This window comes from Bacillus sp. AM1(2019) (assembly GCF_009906915.1).
In the GTDB taxonomy this organism is placed as follows: domain Bacteria; phylum Bacillota; class Bacilli; order Bacillales; family Bacillaceae; genus Bacillus; species Bacillus velezensis.
In genome coordinates this window covers 4174602-4193172 of the sequence record NZ_CP047644.1, presented here as the reverse complement: position 1 = coordinate 4193172, position 18571 = coordinate 4174602, and the positions used below count along the sequence as shown (strand labels likewise).

18 protein-coding genes and 2 pseudogenes are annotated in these 18571 nt (G+C 44.7%); 15 read left to right on the top strand and 5 right to left on the bottom strand.

What is annotated here, in order from left to right; genetic code table 11:
• Positions 1-145: 145 nt before the first annotated feature.
• Positions 146-397, bottom strand: coding sequence for a GNAT family N-acetyltransferase (locus GNE05_RS21360; RefSeq protein WP_228903505.1), 252 nt, complete (start codon positions 395-397; stop codon positions 146-148).
• A 250-nt stretch (positions 398-647) separates the two neighbouring features.
• Here GNE05_RS21360 and GNE05_RS20850 point away from each other — a divergent pair, with 250 nt between their 5' ends.
• The 12 genes and pseudogenes from GNE05_RS20850 (at position 648) to GNE05_RS20795 (ending at position 9811) form a co-directional block, all read left to right on the top strand.
• Positions 648-1673, top strand: coding sequence for a YkvI family membrane protein (locus GNE05_RS20850; RefSeq protein WP_088056347.1), 1026 nt, complete (start codon positions 648-650; stop codon positions 1671-1673).
• Between the two features lie 85 nt (positions 1674-1758).
• A complete protein-coding gene (locus GNE05_RS20845; RefSeq protein WP_004392973.1) occupies positions 1759-1965 on the top strand; it encodes a DUF951 domain-containing protein in 207 nt (68 codons plus the stop codon).
• 46 nt (positions 1966-2011) lie between these two features.
• Complete coding sequence (locus GNE05_RS20840) at positions 2012-4015, top strand: molybdopterin-dependent oxidoreductase (RefSeq protein ID WP_160183180.1); 2004 nt, start codon at positions 2012-2014, stop codon at positions 4013-4015.
• A 126-nt stretch (positions 4016-4141) separates the two neighbouring features.
• Positions 4142-5242: a redox-regulated ATPase YchF gene (gene ychF, locus GNE05_RS20835; protein ID WP_004392975.1), complete on the top strand. Its 1101-nt coding sequence runs from the start codon at positions 4142-4144 to the stop codon at positions 5240-5242.
• Positions 5243-5353: 111 nt separating this feature from the next.
• Positions 5354-5641, top strand: coding sequence for a 30S ribosomal protein S6 (rpsF, locus tag GNE05_RS20830; protein WP_004392977.1), 288 nt, complete (start codon positions 5354-5356; stop codon positions 5639-5641).
• 39 nt (positions 5642-5680) lie between these two features.
• Positions 5681-6199, top strand: coding sequence for a single-stranded DNA-binding protein SsbA (gene ssbA / locus GNE05_RS20825; RefSeq protein ID WP_004392979.1), 519 nt, complete (start codon positions 5681-5683; stop codon positions 6197-6199).
• Positions 6200-6242: 43 nt separating this feature from the next.
• The gene (rpsR, locus tag GNE05_RS20820) at positions 6243-6482 is read left to right on the top strand and encodes a 30S ribosomal protein S18 (protein ID WP_004392983.1); all 240 of its coding nucleotides are present in this window, start codon (positions 6243-6245) and stop codon (positions 6480-6482) included.
• A gap of 192 nt (positions 6483-6674) precedes the next feature.
• Positions 6675-7256 carry a bifunctional transcriptional activator/DNA repair enzyme AdaA gene (locus GNE05_RS20815; RefSeq protein WP_014419384.1) on the top strand — a complete coding sequence of 194 codons (582 nt, stop codon included), beginning with the start codon at positions 6675-6677 and terminating at the stop codon, positions 7254-7256.
• A complete protein-coding gene (locus GNE05_RS20810; protein WP_014419383.1) occupies positions 7253-7810 on the top strand; it encodes a methylated-DNA--[protein]-cysteine S-methyltransferase in 558 nt (185 codons plus the stop codon). The genes GNE05_RS20815 and GNE05_RS20810 overlap by 4 nt, the downstream gene beginning before the upstream one ends.
• Positions 7807-8373, top strand: a pseudogene (locus GNE05_RS21580) (endonuclease/exonuclease/phosphatase family protein). Before GNE05_RS20810 ends, GNE05_RS21580 begins: the two are co-directional and overlap by 4 nt.
• Positions 8374-8435: 62 nt before the next feature.
• Positions 8436-9374: a LacI family DNA-binding transcriptional regulator gene (locus GNE05_RS20800; protein WP_022554058.1), complete on the top strand. Its 939-nt coding sequence runs from the start codon at positions 8436-8438 to the stop codon at positions 9372-9374.
• A 56-nt stretch (positions 9375-9430) separates the two neighbouring features.
• Positions 9431-9811, top strand: a complete 381-nt coding sequence (locus tag GNE05_RS20795) for a VOC family protein (RefSeq protein WP_014419381.1) — start codon at positions 9431-9433, stop codon at positions 9809-9811.
• Between the two features lie 31 nt (positions 9812-9842).
• Here GNE05_RS20795 and GNE05_RS20790 read toward each other — a convergent pair whose 3' ends face one another.
• Entirely contained in the window at positions 9843-11174 is a 1332-nt protein-coding gene (locus GNE05_RS20790) for an MFS transporter (protein WP_159353682.1), read from the bottom strand.
• A gap of 214 nt (positions 11175-11388) precedes the next feature.
• Here GNE05_RS20790 and GNE05_RS20785 point away from each other — a divergent pair, with 214 nt between their 5' ends.
• A complete protein-coding gene (locus GNE05_RS20785; RefSeq protein ID WP_160183179.1) occupies positions 11389-12285 on the top strand; it encodes a CPBP family intramembrane glutamic endopeptidase in 897 nt (298 codons plus the stop codon).
• Here GNE05_RS20785 and GNE05_RS20780 read toward each other — a convergent pair.
• Positions 12282-14351: a thioredoxin domain-containing protein gene (locus GNE05_RS20780; RefSeq protein ID WP_160183178.1), complete on the bottom strand. Its 2070-nt coding sequence runs from the start codon at positions 14349-14351 to the stop codon at positions 12282-12284. The genes GNE05_RS20785 and GNE05_RS20780 overlap by 4 nt on opposite strands.
• A gap of 149 nt (positions 14352-14500) precedes the next feature.
• Positions 14501-15412: a DMT family transporter gene (locus GNE05_RS20775; RefSeq protein ID WP_072176780.1), complete on the bottom strand. Its 912-nt coding sequence runs from the start codon at positions 15410-15412 to the stop codon at positions 14501-14503.
• 128 nt (positions 15413-15540) lie between these two features.
• Here GNE05_RS20775 and GNE05_RS20770 point away from each other — a divergent pair, with 128 nt between their 5' ends.
• The gene (locus tag GNE05_RS20770; RefSeq protein WP_160183177.1) at positions 15541-16989 is read left to right on the top strand and encodes an aminotransferase-like domain-containing protein; all 1449 of its coding nucleotides are present in this window, start codon (positions 15541-15543) and stop codon (positions 16987-16989) included.
• Positions 16990-17031: 42 nt separating this feature from the next.
• Here GNE05_RS20770 and GNE05_RS21340 read toward each other — a convergent pair.
• Positions 17032-17173, bottom strand: a pseudogene (locus GNE05_RS21340) (DUF255 domain-containing protein); the annotation flags it as partial.
• A gap of 395 nt (positions 17174-17568) precedes the next feature.
• Between GNE05_RS21340 and GNE05_RS20760 the strand changes: the two are divergent.
• Positions 17569-18558, top strand: coding sequence for a S8 family peptidase (locus GNE05_RS20760; protein ID WP_022554051.1), 990 nt, complete (start codon positions 17569-17571; stop codon positions 18556-18558).
• Positions 18559-18571 lie beyond the last annotated feature (13 nt).

The window sequence follows — 18571 nt, the reverse complement described above, 5'->3', positions numbered from 1 at the left end:
TTGTTTGAAAAGAGCGGGATAGAAAAAAGAACTCAGAGCAGTTATTCTTTAAGTTCATGAAAGAAATAAGACCATTTGATCTACATTACATATTGCTGATGATCTAATTTCAGCGCTCTTTTTTCTGCAGAAAAGAGGATAAATCCTAACTGAGCGTAGAGTTTCTTTGCGGGTTCATTTGTTGAGTAACAGAGAGAGGGAGCTGTTCTGTGTCTTTCATCTTTTTTGCTGCCTGGCTGATGGCTTCCGTCAGTAACGCTTTTCCCGCGCCTGACCTTCGATGTTTGGGGGAAATATACATAGAACCGATAACCGCAATGTATCTTAGGTTAAACAGCGAATGCTTGGAGATCTTGAGGATTCCCATCAGTCTGTCTTTTTCAAAGGCGCCAAGCACGATGGCATTGCCGGATTCAAGCCTCGCGTCCGGGTGATCTTTTAAGCTTTGAGCCTGATATCGGAGTAAGGCTTGGTATCACATACGGTTAAACGCCTGATGTACACGATTTGAGCTCCTTATATAAATAAAATTTTCTGAATAGTCAATCGTCGTTATCATACCATATTTGTCCCATTTGTATGAATGATTGCCGCTGTCACTCAATATAGTAGCAATATGCGGAGATTATCAGAAATTTTATGAGGTGATGAGGGTGTGGAGAGCCGGGATGAAGTGGATGCTGCTCATATTAAGCAGCCAGATTGGGGCTGGGTATGCAAGCGGGCAGGAAATATGGCAGTTTTTCGGTGTCGAAAGCGGACTGGCTATTGTATTGTTTACAGTCATGTTTACGATTTCGGCTTATATTGTGTTGAAGATCAGCTATCGGGTTCAATCAACGCACTTTTTACCTGTGCTTGAGCATCTGATGGGGCCGGCTCTTGCTAAAGTCTATGATGTGCTTATTATGTTTTATTTGTTTTCGATGACGATGGTTATGATTGCCGGCGGCGGTGTGACGCTGCAAATGTACAAGCTGCCGTTTTGGATCGGTATTTTTCTTCTTTGCATTGTGACCGTCGGTTTATTCTTTTGGGATATAAAAGGAATATTATCTCTGAATAGTATTTTGATACCGATTCTTGTAGCGGGGCTGTTATATGCATTGGTCTTTTTTCAGACAACCCATCATTACACGTGGACGATAGATTTGACCCGCCAGTATAATTGGCCGGCAAGCATTACCTTCACGTCCTTAAACATCCTTTCTGTTGTCGCTGTTCTTTCTTCAATCGGGAAAGATATGAAAGGACTGGGAGAAGCGAAAATCGCAAGTGTTGCAAGCGGGCTGATTTTCGGTGTGATTTCATTTGTTTACAATGAAACGCTTGTGCAGCTTTCAGGCAGTCTTACACAATATGAGATGCCTCTTTTCGCCGTCCTTGAAGGCGCTCCTTATCCGTTATTTCTTTGTATGGCCGCCGTGCTTTTTTTAGCCATCTATACGACAACCGTGACCGGTCTGTTCGGGCTGTCCAGCCGCATGCTTGCATTTTTGAAATTGCCGAGATGGACGCTCGTATCTCTTCTTTTAGCTGTGATGGTGCCTTTTACGACAATCGGTTTTTCAGATTTGATCGCCATTTTATATCCCATTTACGGGCTTTTAAGTCTTTATTTGCTGGTATGTCTTCTTCTTTACCCTATTTTAGGGAGATGGAAAAAAGTATAATGCTCATTTTGAGTGCGGCCGTTGCTCTTATCCTGTCTTTTTTTGTACAATAAATAAAGCAGTCTATGGAGAGAGGTGAAGGGTCTTGGCGGATAAAGACTTTGGCCTGAATGATATTGTTGAAATGAAGAAACCGCATCCTTGCGGTGAAAACAGGTGGAAAATCATTCGGATGGGAATGGATATTCGGATCAAATGCACGGGTTGTTCCCACAGTGTCATGATTCCGAGAAGAGATTTTGAGAGAAAGCTGAAAAAAGTACTCGTCAAGCATGAGGAGCCCACATCATAAGGGCTGGCGCTCATGCTTTTTCATATAGAGGAGAGGAAGAGGCCCGATGAGCAAAGTGCATCAGTCAGCGTGCCCGCTGAATTGCTGGGACAGCTGCGGCTTTTTGGTGACAGTTGAGGATGGAAAGGTGACGAAAGTAGACGGAGACCCGAATCATCCCATTACGGAAGGAAAAATTTGCGGCCGGGGCAGAATGCTGGAGACGAAAACGAATGCGCCGGAACGGCTTCGTTTTCCTTTAAAAAAGAAAGACGGCGAATTTGTCCGCATTTCCTGGGAGCAGGCGTTAGATGAAATTGCTGAAAAAATGGCGGTGATTAAGGAGACGTTGGGCACTGCCGCAGTGCTGCACAGTCATGATTACGCCAATAACGGTCTTTTGAAGGCGCTCGACCAGCGTTTTTTTAATGGATACGGCGGTGTAACGGAGATTGCGGGCAGCATTTGCTGGGGTTCCGGCATTGAAGCGCAGCGCTGGGATTTCGGGCGTTCTTACGGGCATGGACCGCTTGATATTTATCACAGCAAGCATGTGATCGTATGGGGAAGAAACGTGTCCCGGACGAATATGCACCTCTATCATCATCTTCAGCAGGTGAAGAAAAAAGGAGCGACACTGACGGTCATTGATCCTATTTTTAACCCGACTGCAAAGCTTGCCGATCGGTATATATCCGTCAAACCCGGCATGGATGGCTGGCTTGCGGCGGGTGTTTTAAAAATATTATGCCAAACCGGCAGAACCGATTCCGATTTCATTCAAAGGCATTCGGTCGGTTTTGAAGAAATAGAAAAGCTTCTGAAGACGATTTCTTTTGAGGAGATCATTGAGAAAACAGAAACGTCTTTAGAAGTGCTTGAATATCTTGCTGATTTATATGCTGACGGTCCCGCCTCCACTTTTATGGGTCTTGGGATGCAGAGATATAAAAACGGGGGCGGGACGATACGGTGGATTGACGCTTTAGCTGCGGCGAGCGGAAATGTCGGTATCAAAGGCGGCGGCGCAAACTTCGGAAATGTGCAAGTCGGTGAAAGCTTTGCAAAGGCCGAGCTCACCCGTCCTGATCTGAAGAAAAGTTCGAGAACGTTTTCGATGATGACTCAAGCTGAAGAGGCGCTGAATGCAGCCGATTCGCCGATTGAGATGATCATCGTGACGTGCGGCAATCCGCTGACACAGGTGCCGAATACAAAAAAAGTGAAGGAAGCGTTTGAAAAAACACCGGTCACAGTGGCCATTGATTCGGTCATGACCGATACGGCGAAGCTCTGTGACTATGTGCTGCCGACGGCCGTTGTTTTCGAAGAGGAAGATATTTATTATTCCAGCATGTATCATCACTATGTTCAATATGGCAAGAAGCTTGCGGAACCGCAGGGAGAGGCAAAATCAGACCGCTGGATCTGGACGGAACTCGCAAAGCGTCTCGGATTCGGGGAGCTGTTTGATTACAGTACGGAAGATTTCTTAAAAATGGGGCTCTCTTCTTTGGAGAAAGAAGGAATCACCCTTGAGCAATTAAAGGAAAAAGGACATATGCCGCTTCCGGTCAAACAGGTTCCGTGGAGTGATTTTCAATTTTTAACCCCGAGCGGAAAATTTGAATTCGTCTCGTCACTGGCAGAAGAGAAAGGATACAGCGGCCTCCCTCAATTGGAGGTGCCGGAGGAGTCTGTTTATCATGACGCCGGGCTTGCCGGGAAATACCCGTATACGCTGCTGTCCATTCACCCGCAGCGCTCCAATCATTCACAGCACGTGCCGTTTATTGAAAAGCTCCAGCAGATTCAGGTGGACCTGTCGCCGGATATCGCCGAGGAGCTTTCACTTCAAGACGGAGATACGGCAGAGGTATACAATGACCGCGGCCGTCTGCGCGGCAGGGTGAAAATCATGAAGCAGGCTCACCCGAAGACGGTGAATATAGATGAAGGCATGTGGGCGGCATTCGGAGGCTCCGTCAACATGCTCACAAAGGATTCAAATTCCGATAATGGAATGGGAAGTACGCTTTTTGACTGTCTGGTAGCGGTTAAAAAAGGATAATCTAAGGAGAGAGAGGGCGGGAAATGCTTTTTTCTCAGCTTGTCTTTTCCTATGAACCTCCTTATAATTGCTCTAGGTTTACAATACGTTTATACGATGATGGTTTGATATAGAGGAGATGAAAGAATGGCTTTAACTGCTGGAATTGTCGGTTTGCCGAATGTCGGAAAATCGACGTTATTTAATGCAATTACCCAGGCTGGTGCCGAATCAGCCAACTACCCGTTCTGTACAATTGATCCGAACGTGGGAATCGTGGAAGTGCCGGATGAACGTCTGCAAAAGCTGACTGAATTGGTGAACCCGAAAAAAACGGTGCCGACAGCGTTTGAATTCACTGATATCGCGGGGATCGTAAAAGGCGCATCTAAAGGTGAAGGACTCGGAAATAAGTTTCTTTCTCATATCCGTCAGGTAGATGCGATCTGTCACGTTGTACGGGCATTCGCTGATGACAATATTACGCACGTGTCAGGGAAAGTCGATCCGATTGACGATATTGAAACGATCAACCTTGAATTGATTCTTGCCGACATGGAGACAGTCGAAAAACGCATCACGCGTGTAAGCAAGCTTGCGAAGCAAAAAGACAAAGAAGCGGTTTTTGAATTTGACATTCTGTCTAAATTAAAAGAAGCTTTCGAACAAGAAAAGCCTGCCCGTTCCGTTGAATTTACGGAAGAACAGCAAAAGCTTGTGAAGCAGCTTCATTTGCTTACGTCAAAACCCGTGCTTTATGTGGCAAATGTAAGCGAGGATGAAGTGGCTGATCCTTCAGATAATGAATATGTTGCGAAAATCCGGGAGTACGCCGCGGGTGAAAACGCCGAAGTTATCGTCGTCTGTGCGAAAATCGAGTCTGAAATTGCTGAATTGGAAGGCGAAGAAAAGCAAATGTTCCTTGAGGAGCTCGGCATCGAAGAGTCAGGTCTTGATCAGCTGATTAAAGCGTCATACTCTCTTCTCGGCCTTGCGACATACTTTACGGCGGGCGAACAGGAAGTGCGCGCATGGACATTCAGAAAAGGCATGAAAGCTCCTGAGTGTGCGGGTATCATCCACACTGACTTTGAACGCGGCTTTATCCGCGCTGAAACGGTTGCTTATGAAGACCTTTTGGCAGGCGGCGGAATGTCCGGAGCGAAAGAAGCCGGAAAAGTGCGTCTGGAAGGTAAAGAATATGTAGTCCAAGACGGAGATGTCATTCATTTCCGATTTAATGTATAGGACACAGTTGTAAAGGGACAAGAGCTTTGGTATAATATAAACTTGTGAGTAATAGAATTATTGCTCCTTGCCCATTATAGGGCCGCTTAGACCAAAAGGAGGTGCAAACAGATGAAAAAGTACGAAGTTATGTACATTATCCGTCCGAACATTGACGAAGAGTCAAAGAAGGCAGTTATCGAGCGTTTCAACAACGTATTGACTTCTAACGGAGCGGAGATCACTGGAACAAAAGATTGGGGTAAACGTCGTCTTGCTTACGAAATCAATGATTTCCGTGACGGTTTCTACCAAATCTTAAACGTTCAGTCTGAAGCTGCAGCGGTTGCTGAATTCGACCGTTTAGCTAAGATCAGTGACGATATCATTCGCCACATCGTTGTTAAAGAAGAAGAATAAGCAATTTGAAATATATAATGTTAAAAGGTGGTCTTTCATATGCTTAACCGAGTTGTATTAGTCGGAAGACTGACAAAAGACCCAGAGCTTCGTTATACGCCAAGCGGTGCGGCTGTCGCCACGTTTACTCTTGCTGTGAATCGTACATTCACGAACCAGTCCGGAGAACGTGAAGCCGATTTCATTAATTGTGTCACTTGGAGAAGACAAGCCGAAAACGTTGCAAACTTTCTTAAAAAAGGAAGCCTTGCCGGCGTAGACGGCCGACTCCAGACAAGAAATTATGAAAATCAGCAGGGACAGCGTGTCTTCGTGACAGAAGTCCAAGCTGAAAGTGTTCAATTTCTTGAGCCTAAAAACAGCGGCGGTTCTGGATCAGGCGGATACAACGAAGGAAACAGCGGCGGAGGCCAATACTTTGGCGGAGGCCAAAATGATAATCCGTTCGGCGGAAATCAGAACAACCAGAGACGAAATCAAGGGAACAGCTTTAATGATGATCCATTTGCCAACGACGGCAAGCCGATTGACATCTCGGATGATGATCTTCCGTTCTAATAGATTATCGCTATATTCATAACGAGAAAGGTGGGAAATGACAATGGCAGGAGGACGCAGAGGCGGTCGTGCGAAACGCCGTAAGGTTTGTTACTTCACTTCTAACGGCATTACGCACATCGATTACAAAGATGTAGATCTTCTTAGAAAGTTTGTTTCTGAGCGTGGTAAAATCTTACCTCGCCGTGTAACTGGAACAAACGCGAAATACCAACGTAAATTGACTATCGCGATCAAACGCGCACGTCAAATGGCTTTACTTCCATACGTAACTGGCGAGTAAGCCGAAAAAAGAGCAAGAGCCTGCGGGCTCCTGCTCTTTTTTTATATCAGTCCCCCTCCATCCTGCCGAAATGTTTCACATGAAACATGGAAGTGCTCCTGACACCTATATCTTTGTTATCTTGCTCCTCTATTCAAAAACGCGTACTTATGCAATGAATTTGTTTATACTGAAAAACAGGGGGTGGCTGAGATGGAGACAGACAGAAATATCCTGACTGATGAAAAGTGGAGCGCAATCATACGCAATGATGCTTCTTATGACGGAGTATTTTATTATGCAGTAAAAACGACGGGGATTTTCTGCCGGCCTTCTTGTAAATCGAGAGTTCCGAATAAAGAAAACGTGCTGGTGTTTGATACGGCTGATGCAGCGCTCGAGAGACATTTTCGTCCCTGTAAAAGGTGCCGGCCGAACGGTCTTCGTCTTCCTGATGAAGAATGGATTGCTCAAATCATTGAATACATTGAACGCCATTATCACGAATCCCTGACTTTGAGTGTACTGGCCGAAATGTGTCACGGCAGCCCCTATCATTTACAGCGGACATTTAAAAAAATCAGGGGAATGTCCCCGATTGCGTATATACAGAAAATAAGATTGTCGAAGGCGGAACACCTTTTAAAGCATACTGATATGACAGTCATGGAGATCGCTCTGACTGTCGGAATTCCAAACACAGCGCATTTCGCGACTCTTTTTAAAAAGAGAACCGGGAGTTCGCCCACAGAATACAGAAAAACGGCCAAAATGGGACAGGGAGGTTCAATATGAGTAAAGAGCCTATGATCTATTGGACACTCTTCACACGGAATGATTGGAGCCTGTATACAGCCGCCACATCTAAGGGGCTTTGCTTTATAGGTTCAAATCATGGAAGCTTTGAAGAGCTTGAGCAGTGGGCAAAAAAAGCAATACCGCAATACCGATTGGCACGTGATGATGAAAAGCTGGCGTCTTACACGGCAGAGCTGTCCGAGTACATCGACAATGGCAGATCAGCTTTTTCAGTGCCGGTGGATCTTTACGGGACAGAATTTCAGCTTGCTGTATGGAAAGCGCTTATGGACATACCGTACGGCGAGACATACTCCTATTCGGATATAGCAGAAATGATTCAGAAACCGGCAGCTGTAAGAGCAGTGGGCGCCGCGATTGGAAAAAATCCGGTATTGATTACGGTTCCGTGCCATCGCGTCATCGGGAAAAACGGGAAACTGACCGGATTCAGAGGCGGTTTAGAAATGAAAAAGCAGCTGCTGGCATTAGAGGGCGGAAACATTGAAACACTGGAATACCGGCTGAGCCGGACAGGAGGGATCACATGAAACTGATTTCTTGGAATGTAAACGGCTTGCGTGCCGTGATGAAAAAGATAGATATCAATACTTACGTTCAGGAAACGGAAGCCGATATTCTATGTCTGCAAGAAACAAAAGTACAGGACGGACAAGTATCATTACAGCCTGAAGGATATCACGCCTATTGGAACTATGCGGTGAAAAAAGGCTACTCAGGCACGGCTGTTTTTTCGAAAGAAAAGCCGCTGCACGTGTTCTATGGATATAAATAGCGGAATGAATCGGTAAATCCGGCGTTCAGCAGGGCGCTGAACGCTTCCCGCTCCTGATCCGAGAAACCGGCGTTCTTCCGGTTGGCTTTCGGATTTTTTAAGTCTATCTCCCTGTGTGCGACATTCAGATCGCCTGATCGGGAAGGCGCCTATTCCTGGTGGTCTTACAGGACGAACGCACGTGAGAAAAACATCGGCTGGCGGCTTGATTACGTTATTGTTTCAGACAGACTGAAGCAGCGGATCAGCGAAGCGGCCATTTGTGCCGATATCATGGGTTCTGACCATTGCCCTGTTGAAATGACAGTGGATTTATGATGAGATAGCAGTAAGAGAAATCCACTCTTGCTGCTTTTTTATCACCGAAAATGGAGGAGCGCATGGCAAATATAAAAGAGATTGCGAAACTGGCGAATGTGTCGGTGGCCACCGTATCACGCGTATTAAACCGACACCCGTACGTATCTGAGGAGAAAAGGCGTCTTGTGAATCAAGTGATGAAGGAGCTGGATTATACCCCTAATCGAACCGCCATTGATCTGATTCGCGGAAAGACCAATACAATCGGCGTGATTTTGCCGTACAGCGACCATCCCTGCTTTGACAAAATTGTAAACGGTATCACGAAGGAAGCGTTTGCCCATGATTACGTGACAACCCTTCTCCCCACCAACTATGACCCCGCTATAGAGATGACCTATTTCGAACTGCTGAAAATGAAAAAGATTGACGGACTGATTGTCACGTCCCGTGCGAATGAATGGGAAACCGCCGTGCCTTACCTGGAATACGGTCCCATTGTCGCTTGTGAATATACACAGCATCAAGAGATTCCCTGCGCTTATAATGACAGGCAGGCAGCATACAGAGAAAGCTTTTTGTATTTGAAGAACCGCGGGCATCAAGACGTTGCTTTTACATGTGTGCGGGAAGCGGAAAAAAGCCCGAGTACGGCCGACAAGGTAACCGCATATAAGGCGGTTTTCGGCTCTCTTGATGAAACCCGCATTCTGGTCGGATGCCATGATATGGACGACGGAAAGCGGGCGGGTGAGCACTTCCGGGGTTTCGACAAGGTGCCGACGGCCATCTATGCGCACAGTGATGATGTGGCTGCCGGCTTGTACCAGTTTGCGAAAGAACAGAAATGGGACGCGGAGATCATCGGCGAGGGAAATCTGAGCGTCAGCCGGGCATTGAATATTCCATCCCTGGAACTTCATTTGGAACGGGTCGGAAAGGAAGCATTTTTGCTGTTTTTTCACGAAGAAACGGCTAAAAAACAAATTATGCATCAATTTCAGCGGAAAAAGTCTTGAGCTGAAATGGGTTTCATGCTTTATAACTAGATTGAGAAAAAAAGGGAGGCGGACATATGCGAATTGAACATGCAGCGATATGGGTGAAAGATTTAGAACGGATGAAAGAGTTTTATGAGACATACTTCGGCGCCAAGGCCAATGACCTTTATCATAATGAGAAAAAAGATTTCAAATCGTATTTTCTGACATTTGACTCCGGATGCAGGCTGGAACTTATGAAAAAAGGCGGCATTGATGAAGCTCCGTCACAGAATATGACCGGATGGGCGCATCTCGCATTTTCTACAGGCAGCAAGGAGCGGGTGAATGAATTGACGGAGACGTTTAAAAATGATGGATTTCAGGTTGTAAGCGGCCCGCGCGTGACGGGTGACGGATATTATGAGAGTGTGATAGAGGATTGGGAAGGCAATTTGATAGAAATCACAGTGTAACAGTGCGGGGGAACCCGCACTGTTTTATTGATTAAATTTGCTGTGCATTTGTTTTCGGGCCGAAGAGGATTAACAAAACGGAACATAGAAGCCAGCAGCCGCCGATGAACAAAAAGACGCTGATGTAGCCGAGCTTAACGGCAATAAATCCGACGAGCAGGGAGCCGAATATATTGGAAAAACGGCCGAGCCCGTACGCCAGCCCGCTCCCGGCCGAGCGATATTCCGTAGGATACGGCTCCGATGTATATGCGTATAAGTTTGAGGTGAAAACCCGTTCCGTGACGTTGACGACAAATCCAAACACAATAATCATGACGGGAATAAACGTCATGCCGTATAACAGTCCGGCAATGGCAGTCAGAAAAGCGCTTGCGGCCAGAATCCATTTCCTTTGGAACGTCTCGGATATCATGGAACCGAGCAATGCGCCAAGCGGCGCGCCGACAGAGTGAAGCACATTGTACCACAGCGTTTTTTCCATGGTGATGCCGTTGCTTTTCAGCAGGCTGGGCACCCATGAAGCAAAGCCGTAAAAGCCAAAGGTTTCAAGAATCCATACCGCTGACAGGATGATGGTGATCTTTAAATTCCTGCCCTGAAACAGCCCTAAGTAGCCTGCGTGCTTCACTGTATGTACTTCAGCCGCCTCTTTTGGCGCGGGAAGCGGGCCTTTTTCTTTCTCTATACGTGCTTCAAGACGGTTCATAATGGCGTTTGCCTGATCATATGCGCCCCGATTTTCGTGCCAGCGCGGCGATTCCTCAAGCCGGCGGATAAAAAAGAAATAAATGAGACCGGCCGCCCCCCATACGAATACGAGCCGCCACCCCCATGAGCCTAAAGGAATGACAAAAGCGGAAACAACGTTTGTGACGGGAACGCCGATCAGTCCGATCATGGCGCAAAGGGAGATGTATTTTCCCCGTACGGAGGATGGAAAAAATTCCGCCAAATAGCTGTTCGTCACAATCATGGCGGCCGCGACGCCGAGCCCGGTCAAGAATCGGAAAATCATTAAGGACGGAATGTCCCATGCCAGCGCATTCAGAAAAGATGAGACCGAAAAGACAAGGACAAAACAATTCAGCGCTTTTTTCCTGCCGATCCGATCGGACAGCCTTCCGCCGATGGACGCGCCTAAAAACATGCCCAGGAAGGATGCGGCCGTAATGTCGGCAATGGTGGACAGCTTCACGCCCCAATGCTCAATCAGCGCCGGAGCCACGTTGCTGAGCGTAAACAGATCAGCGAGATCGAAAAAATAGATGATTCCGAGAGCGGTTAATACTTGATAGTGCACACGCGAAATGGGGAGACGGTCTAATCGGTTCGCTACATTTGAGAATGTCTGATGTTTCATAAAAAACCCCCTGACTTTGCAATTGTAATCAGAAAATACTGTAAATTTAGCTGACGAATACATTATAAAGGTCTTTTTTTGGCAAAAACAGAGTGTAAATAACCAGAGCCAAAGGAAACGGCATAGCGCTTTCTTCTTAAAATATATAACATTTCCTATATCTGTTTCTGTTTATATTGTAAAATGTTGAAGGAAAGGAAGTTGATGCATAAATATGAATACGTTTGTACGGCCCGGAGAGGGAAGAAATAGTGTATCGAGATATCTTCTTTCTCTGTTGGTCATTGTGTGTTTGTTCTTTTTTGGAAGCATACTGACCGTGTTTTATATGTTTCTCACGTCCGCTTTCAACCCTTCACTGACGATAAATTGGGATGAGGCGGCATTAAGTGACCCGCTGGCGGATATTTATTTACAGCATATCGTCTATTTCATAGCGATTCCGGGCATTTGGATAGCGGTTCGTTTCATTATGAAGCGGCGGTTTTTATCCATCATCACACCGAATCAGTCGCTGAACTGGAAGAGAATTTTCTTTGGATTCGGCACATATGTTGTGCTGATGTTTGTCGCGGGGCTGATTGATTTTACAATTCATCCGGATCGTTTCATGCTTCAGGAATTCCATGCTTCACGTTTTCTGCTGCTGTTAGCGGCGGCCGTCTTATTGGTGCCGATTCAAACCTCTGCGGAGGAATTTCTCTTTCGCGGTTTTCTGCTTCAGTTCGCCGGAAAATTGACGGCAAACGCGGTGGTTCTGACAGTCATTATCGGCGGATTATTCGGCGCACTTCATTTCGGAAATCCGGAGATGGAAAATGGAGCTCTCTGGGCGGGAATCGGATATGTCACCATCGGCATGATCTGGACCTTTATCACGATTAAAACGGGCAGTTTGGAGATGTCCCTTGGCGGTCACGCTGCCAATAATATGTTTTTATTTATCTTTCTCACAGAGGATCATTCGGTGTACGGCGGCATTCCGTCGATATTTACAACAGCAGCCGGCGGCTATGAAATATATGATTGCATATCGACTCTGGTGATCAATATCATCTTCGTATGGCTCGCGTTCCGTTTTGTGAAAAAAGAAAAGCAGCAGGCCGCCTAGGCTCTGCTGCTGATTTGTAAGGTGTTCATTGCTTCATCAATATCTGTCGTCGGCCTCCGGCAGGCGAAATTCTCGCAAATGTAGACCGTTGTCTTCCCATCGATTATTTGATAATCCGCGGCAAAGTCAGAAATGCCGGCAAGCTCTTCCGGATGTTCTGCGGCGAGAATCGTATAGGCGGGAGTGAAATGCTCCTGAAGCGCCTCAATGAAACGTTTTCTGTCCGGGTCATCTTTCCTTCCGAAAACAACGATTTCTTTTTGGGGCATTGTATGTGCCAGTACGCTTTGCATGAAGAAAGCGTTGCTGCTCGGATAGGCCTCTATTTCCCGTTTGAACACGGAAAACATCGCTTCGGCTTTTTCAATCAGTGATATGTCACCCGTCAAGCGGCCGAGACGAAGCAGATGTACGGCAGCCGCGCTGTTTCCGGAAGGCACTGCCCCGTCATAAACCTCTTTTTCCCTGACAAGAAGGGTTTCGGCATCATTCCCCGTAAAGAAGAAGCCTCCGTGCCGTTCATCCCAGAACAGCTCCAGCATGCTTGTACATAACGTTTTCGCTTTCTGCAGATAAGACGGATGAAAACCCGCTTCATACAGTTCAAGGTAAGCCCAGATGAGAAAAGCGTAATCATCGATAAACCCTTTGTTTTTCACTTCGCCCTCGCGATAGCGGACCATGACGCGCCCGTCCGGCATGAGGTGCCGTTCGAGAAAGCGGATCGCTGTTTCCGCCATGCTGAGAAAGTCAGGCTCGTGAAATACCTTTGCGGCCTTTGCCAGCCCGGCAATCATGAGCGCGTTCCATGAGGTCAGCACTTTGTCATCTGTATGCGGATAGCTTCTGTTTTCACGGGCCTCCAGCAATTTTGTTCTTGCCTCTTCAAGGCGTTCGGCCAGCTCATGTTCTGTGAGGCCGGTCTCTTCTAGGATGGCCTCACGCCGCGTGAAAATGAGGTGCGGGATGTTTTCGCCTTCAAAATTGCCTTGGTCTGTGATGTTATACACCTTGCAGTAAAGCGGGCCGAGTTCATCACCGAGAAGGTTCATGATTTCTTTTTTGGACCATATGTAATATTTCCCCTCACGGCCTTCGGTATCAGCGTCTAAAGCTGAGAAAAAGCTGCCGTCTTCATGCATCATTTCCCGCTGAATAAACGTTACGATCTGCATCGCAATCTGTTTGTAGCGCTCATTACCCGTGACTTGGTAGGCTTCTGTATATGCGGTCAGGAGAAGGGCGTTGTCATACAGCATTTTCTCAAAATGCGGCACGAGCCATTCATTATCAGTCGAGTAGCGGGCGAATCCGAACCCGATGTGGTCAAAAATCCCGCCGTTCGCCATGCCGTCGAGTGTCTTGGTTACACCGGCCAAAGCCTGTTCCTTGCCCGTATAGCTGTAGTAGCGAAGCAGAAACATGAGCATATGCGGCATCGGAAATTTCGGAGCCTGGCCGAACCCGCCGTACACCGTATCAAACCCGCCGGCCAGCTGGCGATACGTGTCATGAACCGCCTGTTCGCCAAGCATGCCCTCAGCCGGGTGAACCTTAACTTCAAGATGAGCGGCGGCGTTTTCGGCGATATCCTCGACATGCTGCCGGTCATTCGCAAACGTTTCGGACAGATGTTCAAGCACATCGATAAAGCCCGGACGGTTATATTTGCTCGTCTTCGGAAAATACGTCCCCGCATAAAACGGCTTTTGATCTGGTGTGACGAACACGTTCAGCGGCCACCCGCCCTGCCCCGTCATCAGCTGGCAGATTCTCATATACACGGAATCCACATCAGGCCGCTCTTCACGATCAACCTTGATGGCTATGAATTTATCGTTTAGAATACGGGCGATCTCTTCGTCCTCAAAAGATTCGTGGGCCATTACATGGCACCAGTGACAAGTCGAATAGCCGATGCTGACAAGAACCGGCTTGTTTTCGCGTTTCGCTTTTTCAAAGGCTTCTTCTCCCCAAGGGTGCCAGTTTACGGGATTATGGGCGTGTTGGAGCAGATAGGGGGACTTCTCCGTGATTAGACTGTTGGGTTTACTATTGTTTGGCATGGGCTCACCTGCTTTCTCTTATTATTTGTACGTTTAACATACCACAATCCTCTAAAAAAATTCATACACTCAACTTTGTGAACCACACCCAAGTCATTAAAAAGGAGAACTGCTTATGACTCTATTTTCAGGGTTAAACTTCATCTACCTTATTGCTTTTTAGATAAGAAATAAGGATTTAAAATCTTTATCACTTTATTTACTGTCAGATAAGTGAAACACACCCCAACGACTGTAACCATCCCGCCTGTCAGTGCAATAAACGCAGGTACTTCACCTAACCACACCCAAGAAACGGCCAAGGCTACGGCTGGTGTTAAATAAAGTGAAATGGCTGCTTCTGAAGCACCGACGAGTGAAGTTACATATGCAAGTGCAAAGTAAGGCACAACCGTTGGTAATAAACCTAAGTAAACGATAGACAATGTTGAGTTCATTGAAGCGTTCAAAAACTCTTCCCCTAAGCCAGGCAGAAATACAAGCATAGGAATTGTCCCGCCCCAAATAGTGAATGTAACGAATGGAATAAATCCATATTTTTTTATATAGCGGGCTTGAAAAACGAAATAAATACTCTCCGAAAAAGCTGCCAGCAGGATTAACAAAATGCCGTTCACTGAATTTGTATAGTTTCCTGCCCCGAATGAAATGATCGACACACCCAATAAACTTATGATAGAGCCAATCCATTTATAAAGCCCAAAATGTTCACCAAAAAACAGACGAGATAACATTGCAGAAAAAATAGGTGTCATGGTCACGAGTAAGCTTGCTACCCCTGCGCTGACGGTTTTTTCTCCGATATTCAGCAAAATGTGATATAGTGCAAAACCTAAAAATCCTAAAGATAAAATAGCAGGGATATCCTTCATGTCAGGTAAACGCATATGAGTCAAAACAGCAAAAACCAGCAGTGCCATTGACCCAATCAACAAGCGAAACAAAGCGAGGTGTTCCGGTGTGTAACTCTCCAAACCCGCGCGAATTCCCGGGAAAGCGGATGCCCACAACCCAATCATCAGACTGTAAGATATACCGATTCGAACTGTTTTCTTTCGCATCTTTCTCACTCCTCTTTACAAAAACCAACCAGTTATTTAATGTGTTTCTATATTAATAAAGATTTGATGATATGACTTCAACCAGTTAAATAGATTTTGACCCAACCACTTTAAGGAGGATACTTTTTATGAGCGCTCCAGAAGAAAAAAAGATGAAAAAGCTTCCTAAGTACATACAAATCATTCAATTTATAAAAGAGAAAATAGGAAATGGAGAATGGCCGATTGGAAGTAAGATTCCAAGCCAGCGCACGCTTGCCAAACACTTTGAGGTGAACAGGAGCACAGTCATTACAGCTTTAGAGGAATTGACGGCGGATGGATTAATCGAAGGCAGAATGGGCAAAGGGACAGTTGTTACGAACAATACATGGACACTTTTGGCTAAGAATTCCGCCCCCGACTGGGATCAGTATGTAACCTCCGGAATCCAGCAGCCAAGCCAAAAAATCGTTCAAGAGATCAATAAATCAGAATCAAATTCCGATCTTATACAGCTCAGTAAAGGAGAACTTTCACATGAGATTTTTCCTTTAGCTGTTATGAAAAAGATGATGGGAAAGGTATCTCAAAACTTAGAGGCATTCGGGTATGAGGAACCAAAAGGATATTTGCCTTTGAGAGAGGCATTAAGCGGCTATTTAAGAACAATCGGTATTCAAGCTTCATCTTCTTCCATTCTTATTGTTTCGGGCGCATTGCAAGCCTTGCAGCTGATATCAATGGGGCTTTTACAAAGGGGATCGACCGTTTATCTTGACCAGCCGTCCTATCTTTATTCATTACACGTATTTCAATCAGCCGGTATGAAGCTGACTGGAGTCCCTATGGATAATGATGGACTTTTGCCGGAACATATCCACATGGCAAGGGGGGAACGGGGGAGGGCTATCTTATATACAAATCCTTGTTTTCATAATCCGACAGGTATTTTAATGTCAAAAAAGAGGCGAGAAGAAATCCTTGCGGCAAGTGAGAATGCACAGCTTCCCATTATTGAAGATGATATTTATCGTGAGTTATGGATAGATGAAATTCCTCCAGATCCTATTAAAACAATAGATAAAAATGGGCATGTGCTTTACATAGGAAGTTTATCGAAGACATTAAGCCCCGGCTTAAGAATTGGATGGATCGTCGGGCCGGAACCAGTGATTGAACGTTTATCCGACATAAAAATGCAAACAGATTACGGCTCCAGTTCGTTATCCCAGAGAGTAGCGGCAGAGTGGTTTACATCCGGTGAATACCAGCAGCATCTAGAACAGGTGAGAAGTCAATTAAAGGTGAGAAGACAATTGGTCATGAGTCTCTTAGAAACCAATTTGAAGAATGTCGCTGCATGGAATATGCCGAAGGGAGGATTCTTTGTCTGGGTAAAAATATTGCCTTCACTATCTATGAAATTACTTTATACAAAAGCTTTGACAAAAGGGATACTTCTCAATCTCGGCAGTATCTATGCTCAAGAAAAAGGGAACTATATTCGCTTATCATATGCTTATGCATCTCTTGAAGACCTTCAAAAGGGAATTTATGAATTGGGTTTGATGATTAAGGAATTGGCAAGCAGATAAATATATAATGATTACTTTAATAGAAAGAGACATGCTATCAATGACAAGAATCGGCTTGTTTTCGCGTTTCGCTTTTTCAAATGCTTCTTCTCCCCACGGGTGCCAGTTTACGGGGGTGTGGGCGTGTTGGAGTAAATGGAGACATCTCAGCGATTAATCTATTGGGTTTGTTGTTAATTGGCATGGGCTCACCTGCTTTCATGATCCTGGGAAGTTTTCGAGATAAAAAGAGAAAACTCCGGTGATCAAATTCGATTAAGTTAAATGGCGGATTGTTCGCTGACTACGGTTGGGGTACTGGTTTAAAAATAATGAGGAGAACTTAATATTCAAAGAACCGTAAGAGAAAGATTATCTTTAAAACCGTCACTAGCAGAAGTCTTCAAAATTATTTAAGTTAATATGCCAGTCTTTATTGAGATTTGTTTTAAATATGTATGTATTTGAAGGTCAATTTTCTTTATAGTGACTAAGAAATACACTACTTTATAACTGCAATTTATTAATGAAATATTTCCTAAAATAACTTTGATTTTTAATTGTAGATTGATATAATATATTTGTTATTCTTGGCCAAGGATGAGAATATTTACAAATCTTCAAAAAGTGGTGTTATCAATTAAAAAACCTCATATTTTATTATTTATATTAATCTTTACATTAGGTTTTTTTGCGTGCTTTTTATTCATTTTTAAGCATATAGAGAGAAATGGAACAGAAAAAATTAATCATAACCGTGTACAAGAAGTACCGTGGGGGGTGAAAAAAATCAATGCTGCTTCAATATGGACTTCAAGAGAGAAACAGAAAGTGAAAGTTGCTATATTAGACAGTGGTATTGATAAAGAGCATAAAGATTTAAAAGGGAAAGTTAAAGGAGAATTTAATCCAATAAACATGACTTTAACCTCAGATGATGATGTGGGGCATGGAACTGCTATTGCAGGCATTATAGCAGCTAAAGATAATAGTTTTGGATTAGTTGGAATTGCTCCAGACACTGAAATATATTCAGTTAAAGTACTAAATTCAAAAGGAAAAGGTTCATTAGATAACCTTGTTAAAGCTATAGAGTGGTGTATTGATAATAATATTCAGGTAATAAATTTGAGTTTTGGATTATCCAAAGATAAACCGTTGTTAAGAGGTGCAATTGATAAAGCAGTAAACAGTGGGATCATAATCGTTGCGGCCGCAGGTAACAATTATGGCGGAGATGTTGATTATCCAGCAGCTTATGAAAAAGTTCTCTCTATTAATGCTGTAGATAGAAATAATAAAATAGCTAACTTTTCACCTAAAGGAAAGATTGACTTTTCTGCACCTGGTGTAGATATACCGATACTATCCCTCAATAATGGATATAAAACTGAAAGTGGTACATCTTTAGCAGCTGCACATGTTACCGGTGTAATATCATTAATTTTACAAAATAGAGATAAATTTGGAATTAATTCAAAAGAGGATATTTATAATCAGGTTAACCATGTATTGTCCAAATTGTCCATCGATCTTGGAAAGAAAGGAAGAGATGAAATTTATGGAAAAGGTTTTTTATCTTTTAAGTAAAGGGGTTAATTTG